The organism is Bradyrhizobium sp. HKCCYLS3077, from assembly GCF_051167555.1.
GTDB lineage: Bacteria > Pseudomonadota > Alphaproteobacteria > Rhizobiales > Xanthobacteraceae > Bradyrhizobium.
Genome location: NZ_JBNPTH010000002.1, coordinates 445,376 through 462,825 on the forward strand (window position 1 = coordinate 445,376; position 17,450 = coordinate 462,825).

Here is a 17,450-nt window from a genome sequence, read left to right on the forward strand (position 1 = left end):
GCCGGCTGGGCGGGATGCGCCTGGGCACTCAGGGGGCTGCTTCGACACCGAAACACCCTTCAGCGCCCAAGTTTCCAGAGATCAAGTTTCCAGAGATACTGGCACCAAGCGCACCACCTTCAGACTCCGAGGAATAGCCAATGTCCAATACCGTTCAGTCCGACAAGGACCGCGTCGTCATTTTCGATACCACCCTGCGCGACGGCGAGCAGTGCCCCGGCGCGACCATGACGTTCGAGGAGAAGCTCAACATCGCGGCGATGCTGGACGACATGGGCGTCGACATCATCGAGGCCGGTTTTCCGATTGCGTCGGACGGCGATTTCGAGGCCGTCAACGAGATCGCCAAGCGGTCGAAGAACGCGGTGATCTGCGGCCTGTCGCGCGCCGGCGCCAAGGATATCGACCGCTGCGCCGAGGCGATCCGCCCCGCTAAGCGCGGCCGCATCCACACCTTCCTGTCCACCTCGCCGGTGCACATGAAGTACAAGCTGCAGATGGACCCGCAGCAGGTCTATGAGCTGGTCGTTTCTTCGGTGACGCGCGCGCGCAACCACACCGACGACGTCGAGTGGTCGTCGGAGGACGGCACCCGCACCGAGTTCGATTTCCTGTGCCGCTGCGTCGAGGCCGCGATCAAGGCCGGCGCCACCACCATCAACATTCCGGACACCGTCGGCTACGCCGTGCCGGAGGAATATTACGACCTGTTCAAGCGCGTGCGCGAGACTGTGCCGAATTCCGACAAGGCGGTGTTCTCGGTCCACTGCCACAACGACCTGGGCATGGCGGTCGCCAACTCGATGGCCGGCGTGCGCGCCGGCGCCCGCCAGATCGAATGCACCATCAACGGCATCGGCGAGCGCGCCGGCAATGCGGCCCTGGAAGAGGTCGTGATGGCGATGCGCGTGCGCAACGACAAGCTGCCGTTCTGGAACAAGATCGACACCACGCAGCTGACTCACGCCTCGAAGGTGGTGTCGGCGGCGACCTCGTTCCCGGTGCAGTACAACAAGGCGATCGTCGGCCGTAACGCCTTCGCGCATGAGAGCGGCATCCACCAGGACGGCATGCTGAAGAACGCGCAGACCTACGAGATCATGCTGCCGGAGACGGTCGGCGTGAAGCAGACTTCGCTGGTGATGGGCAAGCATTCCGGCCGCCACGCCTTCATCCACAAGCTGGAGGAGATGGGCCACAAGCTGTCGAGCAACCAGGTCGAGGACGCCTTCGTCCGCTTCAAGGCCTTGGCCGACCGCAAGAAGCAGATCTACGACGAGGACATCGAAGCCCTGATCGACGAGGGCATGGTGAGCGCCCATGACCGGATCAAGCTGCTGTCGCTGAGCGTCATCGCCGGCACCCGCGGTCCGCAGCGCGCCACCATGAAGCTCGACATCGACGGGGTGACAAGGATCGAGGAGAGCGAGGGCAACGGCCCGGTTGATGCGGTCTTCAACTGCATCAAGTCGCTGGTGCCGCACGAGGCCAAGCTGGAGCTGTACCAGGTCCACGCGGTCACCGAGGGCACCGACGCGCAGGCCGAGGTCTCGGTCCGGCTGTCGCAGGACGGCCGCTCGATGACGGCGCGTGCGGCTGATCCCGACACACTGGTGGCGTCGGCCAAGGCCTATCTCGGCGCCCTGAACAAGCTGGTGATGAAGCGCCAGCGCGACGTCGCGCAGGGGCACGGCGCGTCGGCGGCCGCTGCGAGTTGAATCACGAGTCGTCATTCCGGGGCAGCCGCGAAAGCGGCTGAACCCGGAATCTCGAAGTTGGTTTGCACCGGCTCCGACAACATCGAGGTTCCCCGATGCGCAATTGCGCATCTGAGGTTCAGCCCCGCGGGCTGCCCCGAAACGACCAACAGGAAGCGGCGAGCCTCTCATCGCAACGCCGCTCGGACTTGTTTCACTCCGTCATTCCGGGGCGCGCGGAGCGCGAGCCCGGAATCTATACTCCCGATCGTGGTTATGGATTCCGGGCTCGCTCGCTTTGCTCGCGCCCCGGAATGACGGCGGAGGGGGGAGCTTCGGTGCTGCGCCGCAGCATGCTAATCTGCGCGTGCTGCTAACGGTCAATGGCATTCCCGCCAGTGACTCGCTAACAATGTCCTTGGCATACAAAGCGGGGGCGTCGGTGCAATGCCCCCCGAATTTCGGGAGGACACCTTGCAGCAGCTCAAATTCCGTCACCTGATCGCCACTGCCGCCTCGCTCGCGGTGCTCGCGCTGGCCGGCCCGGCGCGGGCCGCCGATCCGATCGTGATCAAGTTCAGCCACGTCGTGGCCGCGAACACGCCGAAGGGCCTCGCCGCCGACAAGTTCAAGGAGCTGGCCGAGAAGTACACCGACGGCAAGGTCAAGGTCGAGGTCTACCCGAACTCGCAGCTGTACAAGGACAAAGAGGAGCTCGAGGCCCTGCAGCTCGGCGCCGTGCAGATGCTGGCGCCGTCGAACTCCAAGTTCGGCCCGATCGGCATCAAGGAGTTCGAGGTGTTCGATCTCCCCTACATCCTGCCGGACCTCGCCACCCTGCGGAAGGTCACCGATGGCCCGCTCGGCGCCAAGCTGCTGAAGCTGCTGGAGCCGAAGGGGATGATCGGCCTCGCCTATTGGGACAACGGCTTCAAGCAGATGAGCGCCAACAAGAAGCTGGTCGATCCCGCCGACTACAAGGGCCTGAAGTTCCGCATCCAGTCGTCCAAGGTGCTCGACGCGCAGTTCCGCACGCTCGGCGCCATTCCGCAGGTGATGGCGTTCTCCGAAGTGTACCAGGCGCTGCAGACCGGCGTCGTCGACGGCCAGGAGAACACGCCCTCGAACATCTATACCCAGAAGATGCACGAGGTGCAGAAGTACATCACGCTGACCAATCACGGCTACATCGGCTACGTCGTGGTCGTGAACAAGAAGTTCTGGGACGGCCTGCCGGCTGACATCCGCGCCGCCTGCGACAAGGCGATGAAGGAGGCCACCGCCTATGGCAACGGCCAGTCCGCCAAGGAGAATGACGACGCGCTGGAGGAGATCCGCAAGTCCGGCAAGTCCGAGCTGGTGAAGCTGACGCCTGCGCAGGACGAGGCGATGCGCAAGGCGATGCAGCCGGTCTACAAGGATGTCGCAGGCCGCGTCGGCCAGCCGCTGATCGACGAGTTTCTGAAGGAGACCCGCGGCACGACCAACTGACACGGATGAGACGCTTGATGCGCGGGCGGGTGGCCCGCGCATCGTCGCGATGCAGAACAACAGACGGCGTATCCAAGCGCCGCGCATGACCTGATTGTGGGGGTAGGGGACTTGAGCTTCCTGTTGCGCATCCTCGATCGGCTCGAGGAAATCCTGATCGCATTCCTGATCGCGGCTGCGACCTCGATCATCTTCGTGGCCGTGCTGCACCGCTATCTCGTCGGCGTGCCCTTCCTCTATCCGATCCTGTTCCCGATCGACCTGTCCTGGGCGCAGGAGCTCTGCATCTACATGTTCGTGTGGATGGCCAAGTTCGGCGCCGCCTATGGCGTGCGCACCGGCATCCATGTCGGCGTCGACGTCGTGGTGAACATGCTCCGGCCGTCGCTGCGCAAGGTGACCATCCTGTTCGGCCTGTTGTGCGGGGCGCTGTTCACCGCGATCATCGGCACCATGGGCGCCAAGTTCGTCTATGGCCTGTCGATGACCGACCAGGTGACGCCGGACATGGAGATCCCGAGCTGGCTGGTCTATCTCTGCATCCCGCTCGGCTCCTATTTGATGTGCTTCCGCTTCCTGCAGGTCGCCTGGCACTATCTCCGCCACGACGAACTGCCGCATCATGACCATGCCTATGTCGAGGGCGTCGATGCCGCGGGCGTGGAGGCCATGCGATGAGCAGCCTCCTGATCTTCAGCCTGCTCATCTTCCTGATGCTGACGGGCATGCCGATCTCGATCGCGCTCGGCCTCACCGTGCTCTCATTCGTCTTCTTCATGACGAACGTGCCGACGGAATCCGTCGCGCTGAAGCTGTTCACGGGCATCGACAATTTCGAGATCATGGCGATCCCGTTCTTCATTCTCGCCGGCAACTTCCTGACCCATGGCGGCGTCGCGCGACGGATGATCAATTTCGCGACCTCGATGGTCGGGCACTGGTATGGCGGCCTCGGGCTTGCCGGCGTGATGGCCTGCGCGCTGTTCGCCGCGGTGTCCGGCTCGTCGCCGGCGACCGTGATCGCGATCGGCTCGATCATGCTGCCGGCGATGGTCAAGCAGGGCTTTCCAAAGCGCTTCGGCGCCGGCGTGATCACCACGTCGGGCGCGCTGGGAATCCTGATCCCGCCATCGATCGTCATGGTCGTGTATGCGGTGGCGACCGGCGGCAGCATCGCGCTCGATCCGGCCGGTCATCGCGTGTCATCGGCCTCGGTCGGCCAGCTCTTCATCGCCGGCGTGATTCCGGGATTGATGCTCGCAAGCCTGCTCGGCTTCACCACCTTCTACCGCGCCTGGAAGAACGATTATCCGCGGTTGCCGCGCGCGAGCTGGGCCGAGCGGTTCACCGCGTTCCGCAAATGCATCTGGGGCCTGTTGCTGATCGTGATCGTGCTCGGCGGCATCTACACCGGCAAGTTCACGCCGACCGAAGCCGCCGCCGTCAGCGCCGTTTACGCCTTTGTCATCGCCGTGTTCGTGTATCGCGACATGTCACTGAAAGACGTGCCGAAGGTGCTGCTCGGCTCCGCCAACATGAGCGCGATGATCCTCTACATCATCACCAACGCCGTGCTGTTCTCGTTCCTGATGGCGAACGAGAACATCCCGCAGCAGATCGCCAACTGGATGGCGGCGGCCGGCGTCAACTGGATCGTGTTCTTGCTCGTCGTGAACATCCTCTTGCTGCTCGCGGGCAACGTCATGGAGGCGACCTCGATCGTGCTGATCATGGCGCCGATCCTGTTTCCGGTGGCGGTCAAGCTCGGTATCCATCCGGTGCATCTCGGCATCCTGATGGTGGTCAACATGGAGGTCGGCATGTGCCATCCGCCTGTCGGGCTGAACCTCTATGTCGCCTCCGGGATCGCCAAGATGGGCATTACCGAGCTCACGATCGCCGTGATGCCGTGGCTGCTGACGATGCTCGGCTTCCTCGCGCTCGTCACCTACGTGCCGGAAATCTCGCTGTGGTTGCCGCGGATGCTGGGAATGCTTTGAGGCGCAGCAATCAATTGAAACCGAATTGCAAAAACATGGAGGTATTTGAAGCAATTACATCTTCGTAAGGTCGTACACTCTGTCCAAACTGTAAGTTGAATGCCCGGCACGGCAGGCTCATGCTGGCCCGGCTTTCCAAGGAGGTTGGCATGAGAAGGTTCACGATTGCCGCTGTCGCCGTGCTCGCCATTGCCGGTTCGACCGCGGTCTACGCCCAGCGCGGCTGGTTTCACGACCACATGCACCACGCGCGCATGAACCCGGAGGATCGCGTTGCGATGCTCGATGCGCGAATCGCTGCGGTCCATGCCGGCCTGAAACTGAACGCGGACCAGGAGAAGCTGTGGCCGCCGGTCGAGAGCGCGGTGCGCGATCTCGCCAAGCTGCGCTTCGACCGCGCCAATGCGCGGATGAAGGCCGCCGACGACGCCCAGGACAGGGACGTCGATCCCGTAGCCCGGCTGCGCGAGCGGGCCGACACCATGGCTGTGACGGCCGATGCGATGAAGAAGATCGCTGACGCCGCCGACCCGCTCTACAGGACCCTCGATGACGGCCAGAAGCGCCGGCTGTCGATGCTGACGCGCCCGATGGGCCGCATGATGGGACCGGACGGCCCGCGCCACCACCGCTGGATGGAGCGCGGCGAGGGCGACGGTCCGCGCTTCGGCGAGCATCCATTCGGCCCGGGCCGCATGGGCTGGTCGGACGACGACCGCGACTCCGGGCGGCTCTGACGATCGGTTAACGATCCGTCTGATGTCGCTTGGAATTTCAATTGGGGAAAACCGCCGCCGGCCGGCGGTTTTTCTGCATCGAAAACGCCGAAAAATCGTCAGGGATCGCTGGACATCCCGGAATCGCTTTGCTAAACGACCGGCTCTTGCGAAGGCTTTCTCCGGACGCAAGCTCCGGGCGCATAGCTCAGTTGGTAGAGCAGCTGACTCTTAATCAGCGGGTCCTAGGTTCGAGCCCTAGTGCGCCCACCAAGCCTTTCCAGGACTCAGGCCGGATCGACCGGAGTCGTTGCGACAATCTCCTTCACGACGCTTCCGGAAACCGGTCTTGGGGGGCGCGTGATGCGCGGCTACCGCGGAGTCCTCCGGCATCGCAGCAGGCTGTGCGGGGACCGACCAAAAGCCTTTTTGAAAGCTCGGCTGAAATGGGACAGGTCGCTGAAGCCGAAGCTCATCGCGGCGTCGGTGACGCTTCTGACGCGCCCCTCGGCGAGTGCATTGTAGCTGGCCGCAAGACGCTGCTGCCAGAGCCAACGAGATGGAGTTGTCCCTTCGGCCGCAAACAATCGATTGAGGGTCCGTGTGGCCATGTTCTGCTTCGCAGCGATGGTATCGATATCGAGCTCGCAATCATGAAGGTTGTCGACGATGAAGCGTTTCACTTGATCCAGGCGTCGGCCGCGCTCGAGATCCAGTGACTCCAGGTCAGTCAGCTCGGCCTCGAGCGTCGCAGCTAGAATGTCCACAGCCGACATGCTCAAGCGGCGGATGACGTCGTATCGCGCAACGCTCTCAAGCCCGAGCAACTGACACACGACCGAGCCGGCGAGCGTCGCGAATCTGGATTGGCCGTCGATCCGCCGGGCAGTCAAGCGATGCATCTCCGGGAGACGAGCGGTCAGCAATGGTCTCGGACACGTCAGAACGATCGAACTCGAATCTTGACCGAACTGAAGGGCGAACGGCTTGGACTGGTCATATACGATCAGGTCACCGGGGCGCATTCGCGCCTCACGGTCGTCTTGTACGAAGGCGGCCTCTCCTCGGACGATGAGGAGTGTCGTGAAATGATCGCGCGGGTCCTTGCGGATTTCGTCCGCTCCCCGCGTGATACGGATCAAATTGTCCGCGGGCGTCGAAGACGACGTTTCACTGAGAACCAAATCGCCGAATTGCCGCGTGGAGATCTGCGCCGAGAAGTGGCGGTCCGAGATCGGGCGGCGACATTCTGTCAGCGAATAGTCGCGGCAAGTCACCTGGTGCCAGTGTTCAAAGCCGTCCTTTGGCGTCACGGCGCTGGTGCTTGCGAGTCTAAGCATCAGTTTCTCCAACGGGCAAAGCTTTCACGTCGAGGCGGTCTTGCCAATAAGCCGGCGCCGGCAGTTTCCTCGTCTGTCCGCGAGGAGTTTGGCTTCCCAGGACCTTTACTGGCAATGACGATTTTCTGGCGTCGATGGGCACTGGATTGTGCGGCACGACGATAACCGGGAAACACGCGGTCCGTTCGTTGCGGGCTCGGTCGCCTGCTGCGCTGCGGCATGCCGGTGAAAGCAAGCACGTCGTCGCACCGAGGCTGGCGCTGGATTGGTGGCTGGCGTTTCCGCCGCGATTGCGGCTGGCCGAACAGCAACAATTGGCGGCCTGAGTCCAAAAGGTGGCGCTGCGGGCCAAGCGTCTCGACGGCCGCCGTGCTCTGGTTCAGGCGAGGCCGATGAGCCGGAGGCGTGTTGGAGCAAGCCGTGGATCGTTCTCCGTCACTGTCCATTGCAGAAGGAGATGCTTCGCCCCGCTCATCTCCAGGCGTTCGCGAGCCGGCAAATGCATGAGCAACGGATGTGCATCTCCATCCGTCAGCCTTCGAGCGTTGCGCGTCCGAGCAGGCAAGCTGTGTCGCAGGACAGATCATCTCGACCGGTTGCAGAACGACACCCGGCGGAGCCGGCTTTGCCGTCGAACGGCGATCGGGCTGACGTCGCCCGGCGGCGGCTCATCAATCGAGCGGCCCGACCGTGACCAAGCGACGCGCGAAGCAAGCGTTCTTCGCAACCGGGGTGGGAAGTGAGGCGGCCGGCCGCGTGACCATGGGCCGGTGTTCGATCAACCGATGATTTGCAGGAGGGATGTCGTGAGCGGGACCAGCAAGTTCACAGCGAAGGTCGGGAGCGGGAAGATCAGCCGGCGGAGCCTGCTGGGGGCTGCGGGAACGGCGGGCCTCGCTGCGGCGGGCAACGTGCCGCTGGTCAATATCGCGGGGGCGGCCTCCACCACCATCAAGATCGGCTGGTGTGGATGCCTGTCGGGTGTGCGCGCCGCCTTTGCGGAGCCGGACCCCTGGATCCACGAGCGGATGAAAAATCTCGTCAAGGATGGCCTGAAGATCGGTGGCAAGACCTACGCCGTCGAATTCGTGATCAAGGATAATCAGTCCGATCCCAACCGCTCAGCGGTCGTCGCAAGCGAGCTCGTGCTTCGTGAGAAATGCGACCTCATCCTGGTCGAGGACGGCGATGCGCAGATCCCGATCGGCGAATTGGCCGATGCGCGCGGTGTGCCGACGATCTCGACCATGCTGCCCTGGCAAGGCTGGATGTTTCCGCGCAAATCGACGCCGGACAAGGGCTTTCCCTATACGTTCCATTTTTTCTGGGGCGCCGATGACGTCGTCAAGAATTTCGTGGGCATGTGGCAGTCGGTCGAGACCAACAAGAAGGTGGGAACGCTCTACATCGACAATCCGGCTGGCACCGCATTCTCGGATCAGCAACTCGGCCTGCCAGCCGGCATCAAGCAAGCAGGCTTCCAAGAGATCTCGACGGGAAGCTTCCAGATCGCGACCGACGATTTTTCCAATCAGGTCTCGACGTTCAAGAATGCAGGCGCGGAGATCGTTTCGGGCTTCACCTACGGCAATCATTGGGTGACGCTGTGGAATCAGGCCGCGCAGGCCGGCTTCAAGCCGCAGATCTGCACGGTCGCGGCCGCCTTCCTGTTCCCGAGCGCGGTCAACGCGCTCGGGGATCGCGGCGACGGCATGTCGACGGAAGTCTGGTGGACGCCGGCCTATCCGTTCAAGTCCTCCCTCACCGGCCAGTCCGCGGCCGAACTCGCAGCCGAATGGGAGAAGGCGACCGGAAGGCAATGGACCCAGCCGATCGGCTATGCCCACGCCTTGTGGGAGGTCGGCTTCGCGGCGCTTCGCAACAGCGATCCCAAGGATAGGAATGCGCTGCGCGATGCCGTTGCCGGCCTCGATCTCGAAACGGTTGTCGGCCCGGTCAAGTTCAAGAACAGCCCGATCAAGAACGTCGCGGTGACCTCGCTGTCCGGCGGGCAGTGGCGAAAGAGCAAGGGTGGCAAGTCGCCCTACGAACTTCTGATCGTGCACAACGGCACCGCTCCGTTCATCCCGAAGCAGGCCGATCTCGCCCTGCTGTCGAAGCTGGTTTGAACGGCCACGGCGGATCGGCGCGGACGGACAATCCAATGGTCGAAGTGCTGCGCATTGCAGGTCTCTGCAAGAATTTCGGGGTCATCCGGGTTGCCGATGACCTCGATGTCGAACTCGCTCTTGGCGAATGTCTAGGCGTGATCGGACCGAATGGCGCCGGGAAGAGCTCGCTGTTGAACCTGATTGTTGGATTGATCAGGCCCGATGCCGGCTCAATCAGCCTGGACGGTCGGGAGATCAGCGGCCTTCCCGCTCACCGGCGGGTCCGCTTCGGTATTGGCAGGGCCTTTCAGATTCCGCAGCCGTTCCCGCACTTGACGGTCTTTGAAAACGTTCTCGTGGCGGCGACTTACGGCGGCGGTCTGCATGGCATGGCGGCAACCGACTGGGCGATGGACGTCCTTCGCCGCACATCGCTCGGCGGCAAGGCGGATCACATCGCCGGCGCCCTTCCATTGATCGACCGCAAGCGTCTCGAATTCGCCAAGGCGCTCGCCTCGAGGCCGCGCTTGATCCTGCTCGACGAGATCGCGGCGGGTCTGACCGAGCCCGAGGTCGAGCGGCTGATCGAGATCATCGCGGGCGTGAAGGCTGATCATGCCATGATCTGGATCGAGCATATTCCACATGCCCTGCGGGCGGTCGCCGATCGTATCCTGGTCCTGAATTTCGGCCGCAAGGTCCTCGAGGGGCCGCCGCGCGAGGTGATGGAAAGCCGCACGGTCAAGGAGATCTACATGGGATTGACGGCCGATGACGTTGCTTGAAGTCGAAGGCCTCGATGTCTTTCATGGCGACCTTCAGGCGATCTTCGGGCTCGCGTTTTCCGTGGCCGAGCGCGAGGCGGTTGCGCTCGTCGGCGCCAACGGCGCCGGCAAGACCACGTTCCTGCGCGCGCTCGTCGGCCTGATCGACAGCAGGCAGGGCGAGGTTCGGTTCGACGGCCGCAATATCCAGGACATGCCGGCGGAGCACATCGCGCGTCTCGGTCTCGGCATGGTGCCCGAGGGGCGCATGCTGTTTGATACCTTGACGGTCGAGGAAAATCTCCTGATGGGGCAGGTGAGCCGGCGCTCGGGCTCATGGACGCTGCGGCGCGTGTTCGACCTGTTTCCGGTCCTCGAGCAGCGGCGCAACCATCTGCCGCGCCAGCTTTCGGGCGGGCAACAGCAGATGGTCGCGATCGGCCGCGCACTGATGTGCAACCCGCGCCTGCTGCTCTGCGACGAGATCTCGCTCGGCCTCGCCCCGGTGATGGTCGAGCAGATCTATGGCGCCTTCGGTGACATCCGCAAGGAAGGAACGGCGCTGGTGCTGGTCGAGCAGGACGTCAAGCGCGCGAGCAGCGCCAGCGATCGCATCTACTGCCTGTTGAAGGGACGCGTGTCGCTGACCGCGAGGGCCGGCGATGTGAGCGTTGCTGAATTGACGCAAGCCTATTTCGGGATGTGAGCGGGACATGGCGTGGATCGAGACGCTGGTGAACGGAGCCCTGCTGGGCGGTCTCTATGGCCTGCTCGGCATCGGACTTGCGCTCGTCTTTGGCGTGATGCGGCTGGTCAATATCGCGCATGGCGAGTTCATGGTGCTGGCCGCCTATCTCGCCGTCATGCTGGTCGGCCTGTTTCCCCAGGTGCACCCGCTGCTGGTGTTGATCCCGGTCATCCTGGCGGCCTTCGGCGTCGGCTTCCTCTATCAGGCCGCGATCATGAATCGGGTGGCTCGGGCGCCGGATCCGCTCGCACCGCTGCTGCTGACCTTCGGCGTCTCCATCGTGTTGCGCAACCTGATGGTCGAGGTGTTCGGTGCCGACGTCAGGAGCCTTCAGCTCGGCGCGCTTTCGCGTGCCAGCATCAGCGTGTTCGGATTGAGCGTCGGGGTCATGCCGCTGCTGACACTGATCGCGGCGGTGTTGTTGTTCCTGGTGCTGCAATGGGGGCTCAAGCGCACGGTCTTCGGCCGTATCGTCCGGGCGACCGCCGACCGTCGCGACATCGTGCGCCTGTTCGGCGTCAAGCCGGACCTGGTCTACAACTACGTGATGGGCCTGTCGCTGGCGCTTGGCGCGATCGGAGGGGTGCTGCTGGCGGTGCGCTCGAGCTTCACGCCGTTTTCAGGCGTGGAGCGTCTGCTGATTGCCTTCGAGGTCGTGGTGCTCGGCGGCATCGGCTCGTTCTGGGGCGCGTTGCTCGGAGGGATCGTGCTTGGGATGGCGCAACTCGCCGGCCTGAAATGGGATCCGAATGCGGGCCTGCTCTATGCGCATCTGCTTTTCTTCGTGATGCTCCTGATCCGCCCTGCGGGTCTGGTGGCGAGCAGGGTCTGATCCCATGAAGACGATTGCGATCAGCTTTGCCGTCATAGCCGCGCTGCTCGCGGCCGGGCCGTGGCTTCTCGGCGAGGGCGCGCTGCGGTTTGTGACCGAGTGCCTCCTGATCCTGGCGATGGCGCAGATGTGGAATCTGCTCGCGGGCTATGCCGGTCTCGTCTCCTTCGGTCATCAGGTGTTTGTCGGAATCGGGGCCTATGGACTGTTCCTGATCTCCGACACGCTCGGTCTGTCGCCGTATTGGGTTCTGCCGATCGCGCCGCTTGCCTGCGCCATCGTCGCTTCCGTCATCGCGCTGCCGCTGTTCCGGCTGCGTGAAGCCTACTTCTCGATCGCGATGTGGGTCTTCTCCGAGATTGTCGCCGCACTGGTGATGAAAGCCATGTGGCTCGGGGGGACCGCAGGGCTGCCGCTGAAGTCGAGCCGCCTGCTCGACCTCGATTGGTTCGAGCCGGGGCTGTTCTGGATTGCGGCTGCGCTGGCGCTGGGGACGATCGGCGGCCTTTTCCTCCTGATGAGATCCGGCTTCGGTCTCGGTCTCATGAGCGTGCGCGACAACGATCTGGCCGCCATGAGTGTCGGCGTCGACGTCCAGCGTAACCGCTTCATTGTTTTCGTGCTGTCCGCAGCCGGCTGCGGGCTTGCCGGTGCGGTGTCGTTTCTCGGCAACCTCTATGTCTCGCCGGCCGCGGCCTTCGACGTGAACTGGGTCGTCTACATGATGTTCATCGTGATGATCGGCGGTATCGGCACGCTCGAAGGCCCGATCATCGGCACGGTGATCTTCTTCGGCCTGCGTGAGCTGATCACCGGCCAGCTCGGCTATTCCGCCGGCTGGTATCTGGTCGCTTTGGGCACCGTCGGCGTGATCGTCATGCTCTGGTCCCCGCGAGGCCTGTGGCCGCCGCTGCGCGACCGCTTCGGCCTCAAGCTTCTCGGCGTCGGGCGGAGGGCGCCGACCGCACCTGACCTTCCGCCACTGGCCCGAAACGCCGGACAATTGGGATGATTGGCATGTCTGCTGACGAGACTTGTTTCCTGACCGCCACCGAGCAGCGCGCGTTGCTCCTCGCGCGCCGCATCAGTGCCCTCGAATTATTCGAGCTGCATCTTGATCGGATCAAGCGCGTCAATCCGTCTTGCAATGCCGTGGTCGCGCTCGATGAAGAGGGCGCTCGCCGGCAGGCTCGCGCCGCCGACGAAGGGCTGGCGCGAGGAGAGAAGGCTCAACCGCTGCATGGTTTGCCGATGACCATCAAGGATTCCTTCGCTGTCGCGGGCATGGCTGCGACCTGCGGCCTGGAGGAGCTACGCGACTATCGGCCGCGCGAGGACGCGGTCGCGGTCGCAAAGATCCGCACCGCCGGTGCGGTGATCTTCGGCAAGACCAACCTGCCGGCGGGAGCTGCCGACCACCAATCCTGCAACACGCTGTTCGGCCTGACGCGCAATCCGTTCGATGGTGAGCGGACCGTCGGCGGCTCCTCCGGCGGCTCCGCCGCGGCGCTCGCGGCCGGCTTGACCTCGCTCGAATTCGGCAGCGATATCGGCGGCTCGATCCGCGTGCCCGCCCATTTCTGCGGCGTCTATGGCCACAAGCCGAGCCACGGTCTCGTCAGCACCGAAGGGCACATTCCGCCGCCGCCCGGCCACGTCGCCTCTGTAGAGCTGGGCGTCGCGGGCCCCTTGGCACGAAGTGCGTTCGATCTCGAATTGCTGTTCGACGTGGTCCGCGGCCGGTCCGATATCGATGGTACCGGCGCCAGGCTGCAATTGCCGGCCGCGCGGCACGACGATCTCCGGTCGTTCCGGGTGGCCGTCTGGACTGACGCCTATCCGCTCGAGGATGCCTATGCGGCCGCGATCGAGGGGCTGGTCGATGATCTCACGCGCCTCGGCGTCAACGTGAACAGGCAGGCGCGGCCTCCGATCGATCCCGCCGCAAGCCACGATGTTTATATCCAAACCCTGTTCGGGATCATCGGCGCCGGGTTGCCGCCGCCCGCGCGCGAGCAGTTGCTCGCCGCTGGTGACACGGCCGCGAGCGGCAGCTATGCGCGCCGTGTCGCCGACGCGGTGCGCCAGTCGCTTCCGGAGCATTTCGCCGCCACGGAAGCGCGGCATCAGCTCTATCGCGCATGGCGCAGCTTCTTTGCCGACTACGACGTGCTGCTATGCCCGATCACGCCCACGGTGGCGTTCCCGCATGACATCGAACGGCTCGATCTCGCCGCGCAATTCACACGGCGCCTCGCCGCGAACGGCGGCACGATTCCGTACATGGACAATCTGGCCTGGCCCGGTCTGGTCACGGTCGCCAATCTGCCGGCCACCGCCATTCCGACGGGCCGCAGGGTCGGGAGCGTTCCTGCCGGTGTGCAGGTGGTCGGACCGTATCTCGGCGATCGCACCACGCTGCGGTTCGCCCAGCTCGTGGAGCAGGCATTGGGCGGCTTCGCTCGCCCGCTCGCCATCTGATCGGCAAGAGCCACGCCGATGGCCATTCGCGCTGGCCGTCCTGTCCCGCGTGTTCCCCAGGGAATGGTGATGTCGCCGCAGGCGTGGGCGTTGAGCGCCGGCGGCTGATCCGGGTCAGGCCATGCCTCACGCTGACATGGACGTCGCGCCGCAAGGCGCGCCACCCATACAGGCGCAACCAGCATGGGGCGAGGAGACGAAACGGGGCTCCACAATCCTCATCGTGCCGTGATCGACGAATCCTGAACGGGGGGCCGAGGGCGACACTCGTCTTGAGTGGCAAGCTGCGCTCACAACGCGTTCGTGCGTCCCGATGATCACGACGGGATGAGCGCCGGCGCCACTCCCTGCTGGCGCCACCCTCCATCTGCAGGCTGACGATCGCGACGATGGTAAGAGCGATCACTCTCCGTCCGAGGCACCATCGTTCGATCTGCCACCTCGGCGTGTCTGCGGAGGCTTCGGTGATCGCCAAAGGGGCGGAGCATGCCCGATTGGACGCCATACGCCCACAAATCGGTCAAAACCAACAATAGAGCGCATATCCTATCTTATTGAAAATGCGCAACTCCAGCGCTGGCACGACCTCTGCATGACCGTTTTGGCCGGTTGGAGTTTCGTTCCGCAAGATAGGGGAATGTCGATGCCTTCAGAATTTAGCCGCCGTCACTTCATGCAAGGTGCTGCGGCCGCCGCTGCGGCGGGCTACATGCAGATCAATCCGGATTTCGCTATTTCAAAAGCGTTCGCTCAGGCCGGAAAGACGATGACGTTTCTCTCGGCAGAGAACATCACCGGCAATTGGGACCCGACGGCCCACACCACGCTCTCGCAGAAGAACATCGAGGGCTTCGTCATGGGCTTCCTGACGCGCACGCCGATGAAGCTCGATAAGCCCGATGAGGTCGTCTACGAACTCGCGACCGACATCAAGCTGCTCGATCCCAACAAGCTCCAGATCAAGCTGCGCGAGGGTGTCGTCTTCCATGACGGCAAGCCCTTCAAGGCCGAGGACGTCAAGGCAACCTTCGAATATGGGTCACGCGCGGACCGTCCGGCGCAATGGTACCCCGGACCGACCGAAACGCTGAAGATCGATACGCCCGACGACTACACCGTGATCGTCGACACGTCGAAGGGCGGCTATCCCGCTCATCTGTTCATGTTCCTCGCGGCGTTCCTGCCGATGATGTCGGCCAAGGACATCGCTGCCGGCCCCGGCGGCGTACTGTCGCAGCGCCTCAACGGCACGGGCCCGTTCAAGTTCGTGGAGCAGCGCGGCAACTCGACCGTGATGGTGGCCAACGAGAGCTACTTCAAGGGCAAGCCGGCGATCGCCGGAATCAACTTCAACTTCGTCGGCGATTCCACGACCCGCATGCTGTCGCTGATGAACGGCCAGGCCTCCATCGTGGAGCGGCTCGAGCCCGAGCAGGTCGATACCGTCAAGGCCAATCCCGCCATCCACATCAACCGCGTCGTCTCGGTCGAGAACAAGTATCTCTGGTTCCGCTGCTCGAAGCCGCCGTTCAATGATCCGCGCATCCGGCTGGCTGCCTGCCATGCCATCAATCGCGATATGATCCTCGAGGTTCTCGGCAGCGCGGGGCACGCCTCGTCCAACTTCATTTCGCCGGTGAAGTTCGGCTATTTCGACCTGCCGAACTATCCGAAGTTCGACCCTGCGAAGTGCCAGGCGCTGCTCGCGGAGGCCGGCTTTCCCAAGGGCAAGGGGCTGCCGCCGCTCGAATACATCACCTCGGTCGGCTTCTATCCGAAGACCAAGGAGTACGGCGAGGTCCTCACTGCGATGCTCAACGAGCAGGGCTTCAATGTCAGCCTGACCGTGCTGGAGCCTGCGGCGTGGAACGAGCGGCTGTATCACCGTCCCGGCGGCGGCCCCGGCCACATGGTCGACTGCGGCTGGTCGACCGGTTCGCCGGAGCCTGATCTGATTCTGCGCACGCACTTCCATTCGACGTCGCATCGCATCTGCGGCATTGAGGATCCCGCGATCGACGCCTCGCTCGACAAGGAGCGCAGCGCGCCGACTCTCGAAGAGCGCAAGAAGATCCTGCAGACCGAGACGATGCCGCTCATCGCCTCGAAGATGCCGGCGCTGTCGCTGTTCACGTCGGTGATGATTCACGCGATGCAGAAGGACTATGCCGGGCTGTTCATCTATCCCGACGGCTCGATGGACGCGTCGAAGAGCGCCGCCTGACACGATCCGAGCCGCACCTCGATGCGAGGTGCGGCTCCCGCTCCCTCCGATGAGGTTCGCGAATGTTCACGTTGAATTTCCTGATCCGTCGCCTCGCGCAGGGCGTGGTCATCATCGGCCTCGTGTCGCTGCTGATCTTCACGCTGCTGCGCGTCGTTCCCGGCGATCCCGTGCGGCTCATGGCCGGAGGCATGGCGCCGGAGGCACTGATCGAGAAGATCGCCAAGGACATGGGGCTGCGCGATCCGATCATCGTGCAGTTCGGCCGCTACATGGGATCCGTGTTGCAGGGAGACCTGGGGCAGTCCTTCGTGCGTCCGGCCAACGGGGCTGCGACCGGCGGTGCGAACTTCAACGACAGCACGCGCGGCGAGCGCGCCAAGGTGCTCACGCTGATCCTGGAGGCGCTGCCGATGACGCTTCAGCTCGCCGCGGTGACGCTGGCGATCGCGTTGCTGTTCTCCGCGCTCGTCGGCATCGCCGGCGGGCTCAACCCCGGCGGATGGCCCGACAAGCTCGCCTTCTACGTCTCGTCGGTCTTCATCTCGCTGCCAAATTTTTGGCTGGGCATCGTTCTGACGCTGCTGCTGTCGGTGAAGCTCGGCTGGCTGCCGGCAATCGGCTACAACGGCTTCGCCTACACCATTCTGCCGGCCGTCGTGCTCGCGGTCGAGATGTCGCCGGTGCTGATCCGCACGCTGGTCGGCGCGGTGTCGTCGCAGATGACGGAGCCGTATGTCTCGGTCGGGCGCGTGCGCGGCCTTGGCCGGACCCGCATCATCGCCAACCACGTGATGCGAAACGCGTCGGTCCCGCTGCTGAACCTGCTCGGCATCCAGTTCTCGAGCCTGCTCGGCGGCGTGATCATCGTCGAATACATCTTCGACTATCCAGGGCTCGGCCTGCTCACCATCAACGCCGTGCTGCAGCGTGACTTCCCTCTGATCCAGGGCATCGCGATCGTGACGAGCGCCATCTTCGTCGTGATCAACATCATCGTCGATCTCGTCGCGACGACGATCGACCCCCGGCTGGACTACTGAGCC

14 protein-coding genes and 1 tRNA gene are annotated in these 17,450 nt (G+C 63.8%); 14 read left to right on the forward strand and 1 reads right to left on the reverse strand.

Translation table 11 applies throughout. From position 1 onward, the window contains the following. Window positions 1–140 precede the first annotated feature (140 nt). The 6 genes from ACQR0Z_RS08045 (at window position 141) to ACQR0Z_RS08070 (ending at window position 6,177) form a co-directional block, all read left to right on the forward strand. Complete coding sequence (locus ACQR0Z_RS08045; protein ID WP_434918272.1) at window positions 141–1,718, forward strand: 2-isopropylmalate synthase; 1,578 nt, start codon at window positions 141–143, stop codon at window positions 1,716–1,718. 453 nt (window positions 1,719–2,171) lie between these two features. Continuing rightward, window positions 2,172–3,188, forward strand: coding sequence for a TRAP transporter substrate-binding protein (locus ACQR0Z_RS08050; protein WP_434918273.1), 1,017 nt, complete (start codon window positions 2,172–2,174; stop codon window positions 3,186–3,188). A gap of 111 nt (window positions 3,189–3,299) precedes the next feature. After that, on the forward strand, window positions 3,300–3,866 hold the full coding sequence (locus ACQR0Z_RS08055; protein WP_434861384.1) for a TRAP transporter small permease: 567 nt from the start codon (window positions 3,300–3,302) through the stop codon (window positions 3,864–3,866). Further along, window positions 3,863–5,188 carry a TRAP transporter large permease gene (locus tag ACQR0Z_RS08060; RefSeq protein WP_434861385.1) on the forward strand — a complete coding sequence of 442 codons (1,326 nt, stop codon included), beginning with the start codon at window positions 3,863–3,865 and terminating at the stop codon, window positions 5,186–5,188. Before ACQR0Z_RS08055 ends, ACQR0Z_RS08060 begins: the two co-directional genes overlap by 4 nt. A gap of 149 nt (window positions 5,189–5,337) precedes the next feature. Continuing rightward, window positions 5,338–5,925: a Spy/CpxP family protein refolding chaperone gene (locus ACQR0Z_RS08065; RefSeq protein ID WP_434876557.1), complete on the forward strand. Its 588-nt coding sequence runs from the start codon at window positions 5,338–5,340 to the stop codon at window positions 5,923–5,925. Between the two features lie 176 nt (window positions 5,926–6,101). Further along, window positions 6,102–6,177, forward strand: a tRNA-Lys gene (locus tag ACQR0Z_RS08070). 98 nt (window positions 6,178–6,275) lie between these two features. Here ACQR0Z_RS08070 and ACQR0Z_RS08075 read toward each other — a convergent pair. Beyond that, entirely contained in the window at window positions 6,276–7,244 is a 969-nt protein-coding gene (locus tag ACQR0Z_RS08075; RefSeq protein ID WP_434861387.1) for a helix-turn-helix domain-containing protein, read from the reverse strand. 806 nt (window positions 7,245–8,050) lie between these two features. Here ACQR0Z_RS08075 and ACQR0Z_RS08080 point away from each other — a divergent pair. From ACQR0Z_RS08080 to ACQR0Z_RS08115, 8 genes are all read left to right on the forward strand, one after another. Continuing rightward, window positions 8,051–9,373, forward strand: a complete 1,323-nt coding sequence (locus tag ACQR0Z_RS08080; RefSeq protein WP_434918274.1) for an ABC transporter substrate-binding protein — start codon at window positions 8,051–8,053, stop codon at window positions 9,371–9,373. 35 nt (window positions 9,374–9,408) lie between these two features. After that, a complete protein-coding gene (locus ACQR0Z_RS08085) occupies window positions 9,409–10,140 on the forward strand; it encodes an ABC transporter ATP-binding protein (protein ID WP_434861389.1) in 732 nt (243 codons plus the stop codon). Beyond that, on the forward strand, window positions 10,127–10,825 hold the full coding sequence (locus ACQR0Z_RS08090; protein ID WP_434861390.1) for an ABC transporter ATP-binding protein: 699 nt from the start codon (window positions 10,127–10,129) through the stop codon (window positions 10,823–10,825). Before ACQR0Z_RS08085 ends, ACQR0Z_RS08090 begins: the two co-directional genes overlap by 14 nt. 7 nt (window positions 10,826–10,832) lie before the next feature. Continuing rightward, window positions 10,833–11,699, forward strand: coding sequence for a branched-chain amino acid ABC transporter permease (locus tag ACQR0Z_RS08095; protein ID WP_434918275.1), 867 nt, complete (start codon window positions 10,833–10,835; stop codon window positions 11,697–11,699). Window positions 11,700–11,703: 4 nt separating this feature from the next. Continuing rightward, complete coding sequence (locus ACQR0Z_RS08100) at window positions 11,704–12,711, forward strand: branched-chain amino acid ABC transporter permease (RefSeq protein WP_434861392.1); 1,008 nt, start codon at window positions 11,704–11,706, stop codon at window positions 12,709–12,711. A 5-nt stretch (window positions 12,712–12,716) separates the two neighbouring features. Continuing rightward, complete coding sequence (locus tag ACQR0Z_RS08105; protein ID WP_434918276.1) at window positions 12,717–14,180, forward strand: amidase; 1,464 nt, start codon at window positions 12,717–12,719, stop codon at window positions 14,178–14,180. 643 nt (window positions 14,181–14,823) lie between these two features. Beyond that, window positions 14,824–16,404 (forward strand): ABC transporter substrate-binding protein, encoded by a 1,581-nt coding sequence (locus ACQR0Z_RS08110; RefSeq protein WP_434918277.1) that lies wholly within the window; start codon window positions 14,824–14,826, stop codon window positions 16,402–16,404. Between the two features lie 62 nt (window positions 16,405–16,466). Beyond that, window positions 16,467–17,447 (forward strand): ABC transporter permease, encoded by a 981-nt coding sequence (locus ACQR0Z_RS08115; RefSeq protein WP_434861395.1) that lies wholly within the window; start codon window positions 16,467–16,469, stop codon window positions 17,445–17,447. The last annotated feature ends 3 nt before the right edge of the window (window positions 17,448–17,450 follow it).

Excerpts from the sequence above, each read along its gene's own strand:
- ACQR0Z_RS08100 (WP_434861392.1), top strand. The coding sequence starts at position 11,704 with ATGAAGACGATTGCGATCAGCTTTGCCGTCATAGCCGCGCTGCTCGCG.
- ACQR0Z_RS08105 (WP_434918276.1), top strand. The coding sequence starts at position 12,717 with ATGTCTGCTGACGAGACTTGTTTCCTGACCGCCACCGAGCAGCGCGCG.
- ACQR0Z_RS08060 (WP_434861385.1), top strand. The coding sequence starts at position 3,863 with ATGAGCAGCCTCCTGATCTTCAGCCTGCTCATCTTCCTGATGCTGACG.
- ACQR0Z_RS08075 (WP_434861387.1), bottom strand. The coding sequence starts at position 7,244 with ATGCTTAGACTCGCAAGCACCAGCGCCGTGACGCCAAAGGACGGCTTT.
- ACQR0Z_RS08065 (WP_434876557.1), top strand. The coding sequence starts at position 5,338 with ATGAGAAGGTTCACGATTGCCGCTGTCGCCGTGCTCGCCATTGCCGGT.
- ACQR0Z_RS08090 (WP_434861390.1), top strand. The coding sequence starts at position 10,127 with ATGACGTTGCTTGAAGTCGAAGGCCTCGATGTCTTTCATGGCGACCTT.
- ACQR0Z_RS08095 (WP_434918275.1), top strand. The coding sequence starts at position 10,833 with ATGGCGTGGATCGAGACGCTGGTGAACGGAGCCCTGCTGGGCGGTCTC.
- ACQR0Z_RS08085 (WP_434861389.1), top strand. The coding sequence starts at position 9,409 with ATGGTCGAAGTGCTGCGCATTGCAGGTCTCTGCAAGAATTTCGGGGTC.
- ACQR0Z_RS08045 (WP_434918272.1), top strand. The coding sequence starts at position 141 with ATGTCCAATACCGTTCAGTCCGACAAGGACCGCGTCGTCATTTTCGAT.
- ACQR0Z_RS08115 (WP_434861395.1), top strand. The coding sequence starts at position 16,467 with ATGTTCACGTTGAATTTCCTGATCCGTCGCCTCGCGCAGGGCGTGGTC.
- ACQR0Z_RS08110 (WP_434918277.1), top strand. The coding sequence starts at position 14,824 with ATGCCTTCAGAATTTAGCCGCCGTCACTTCATGCAAGGTGCTGCGGCC.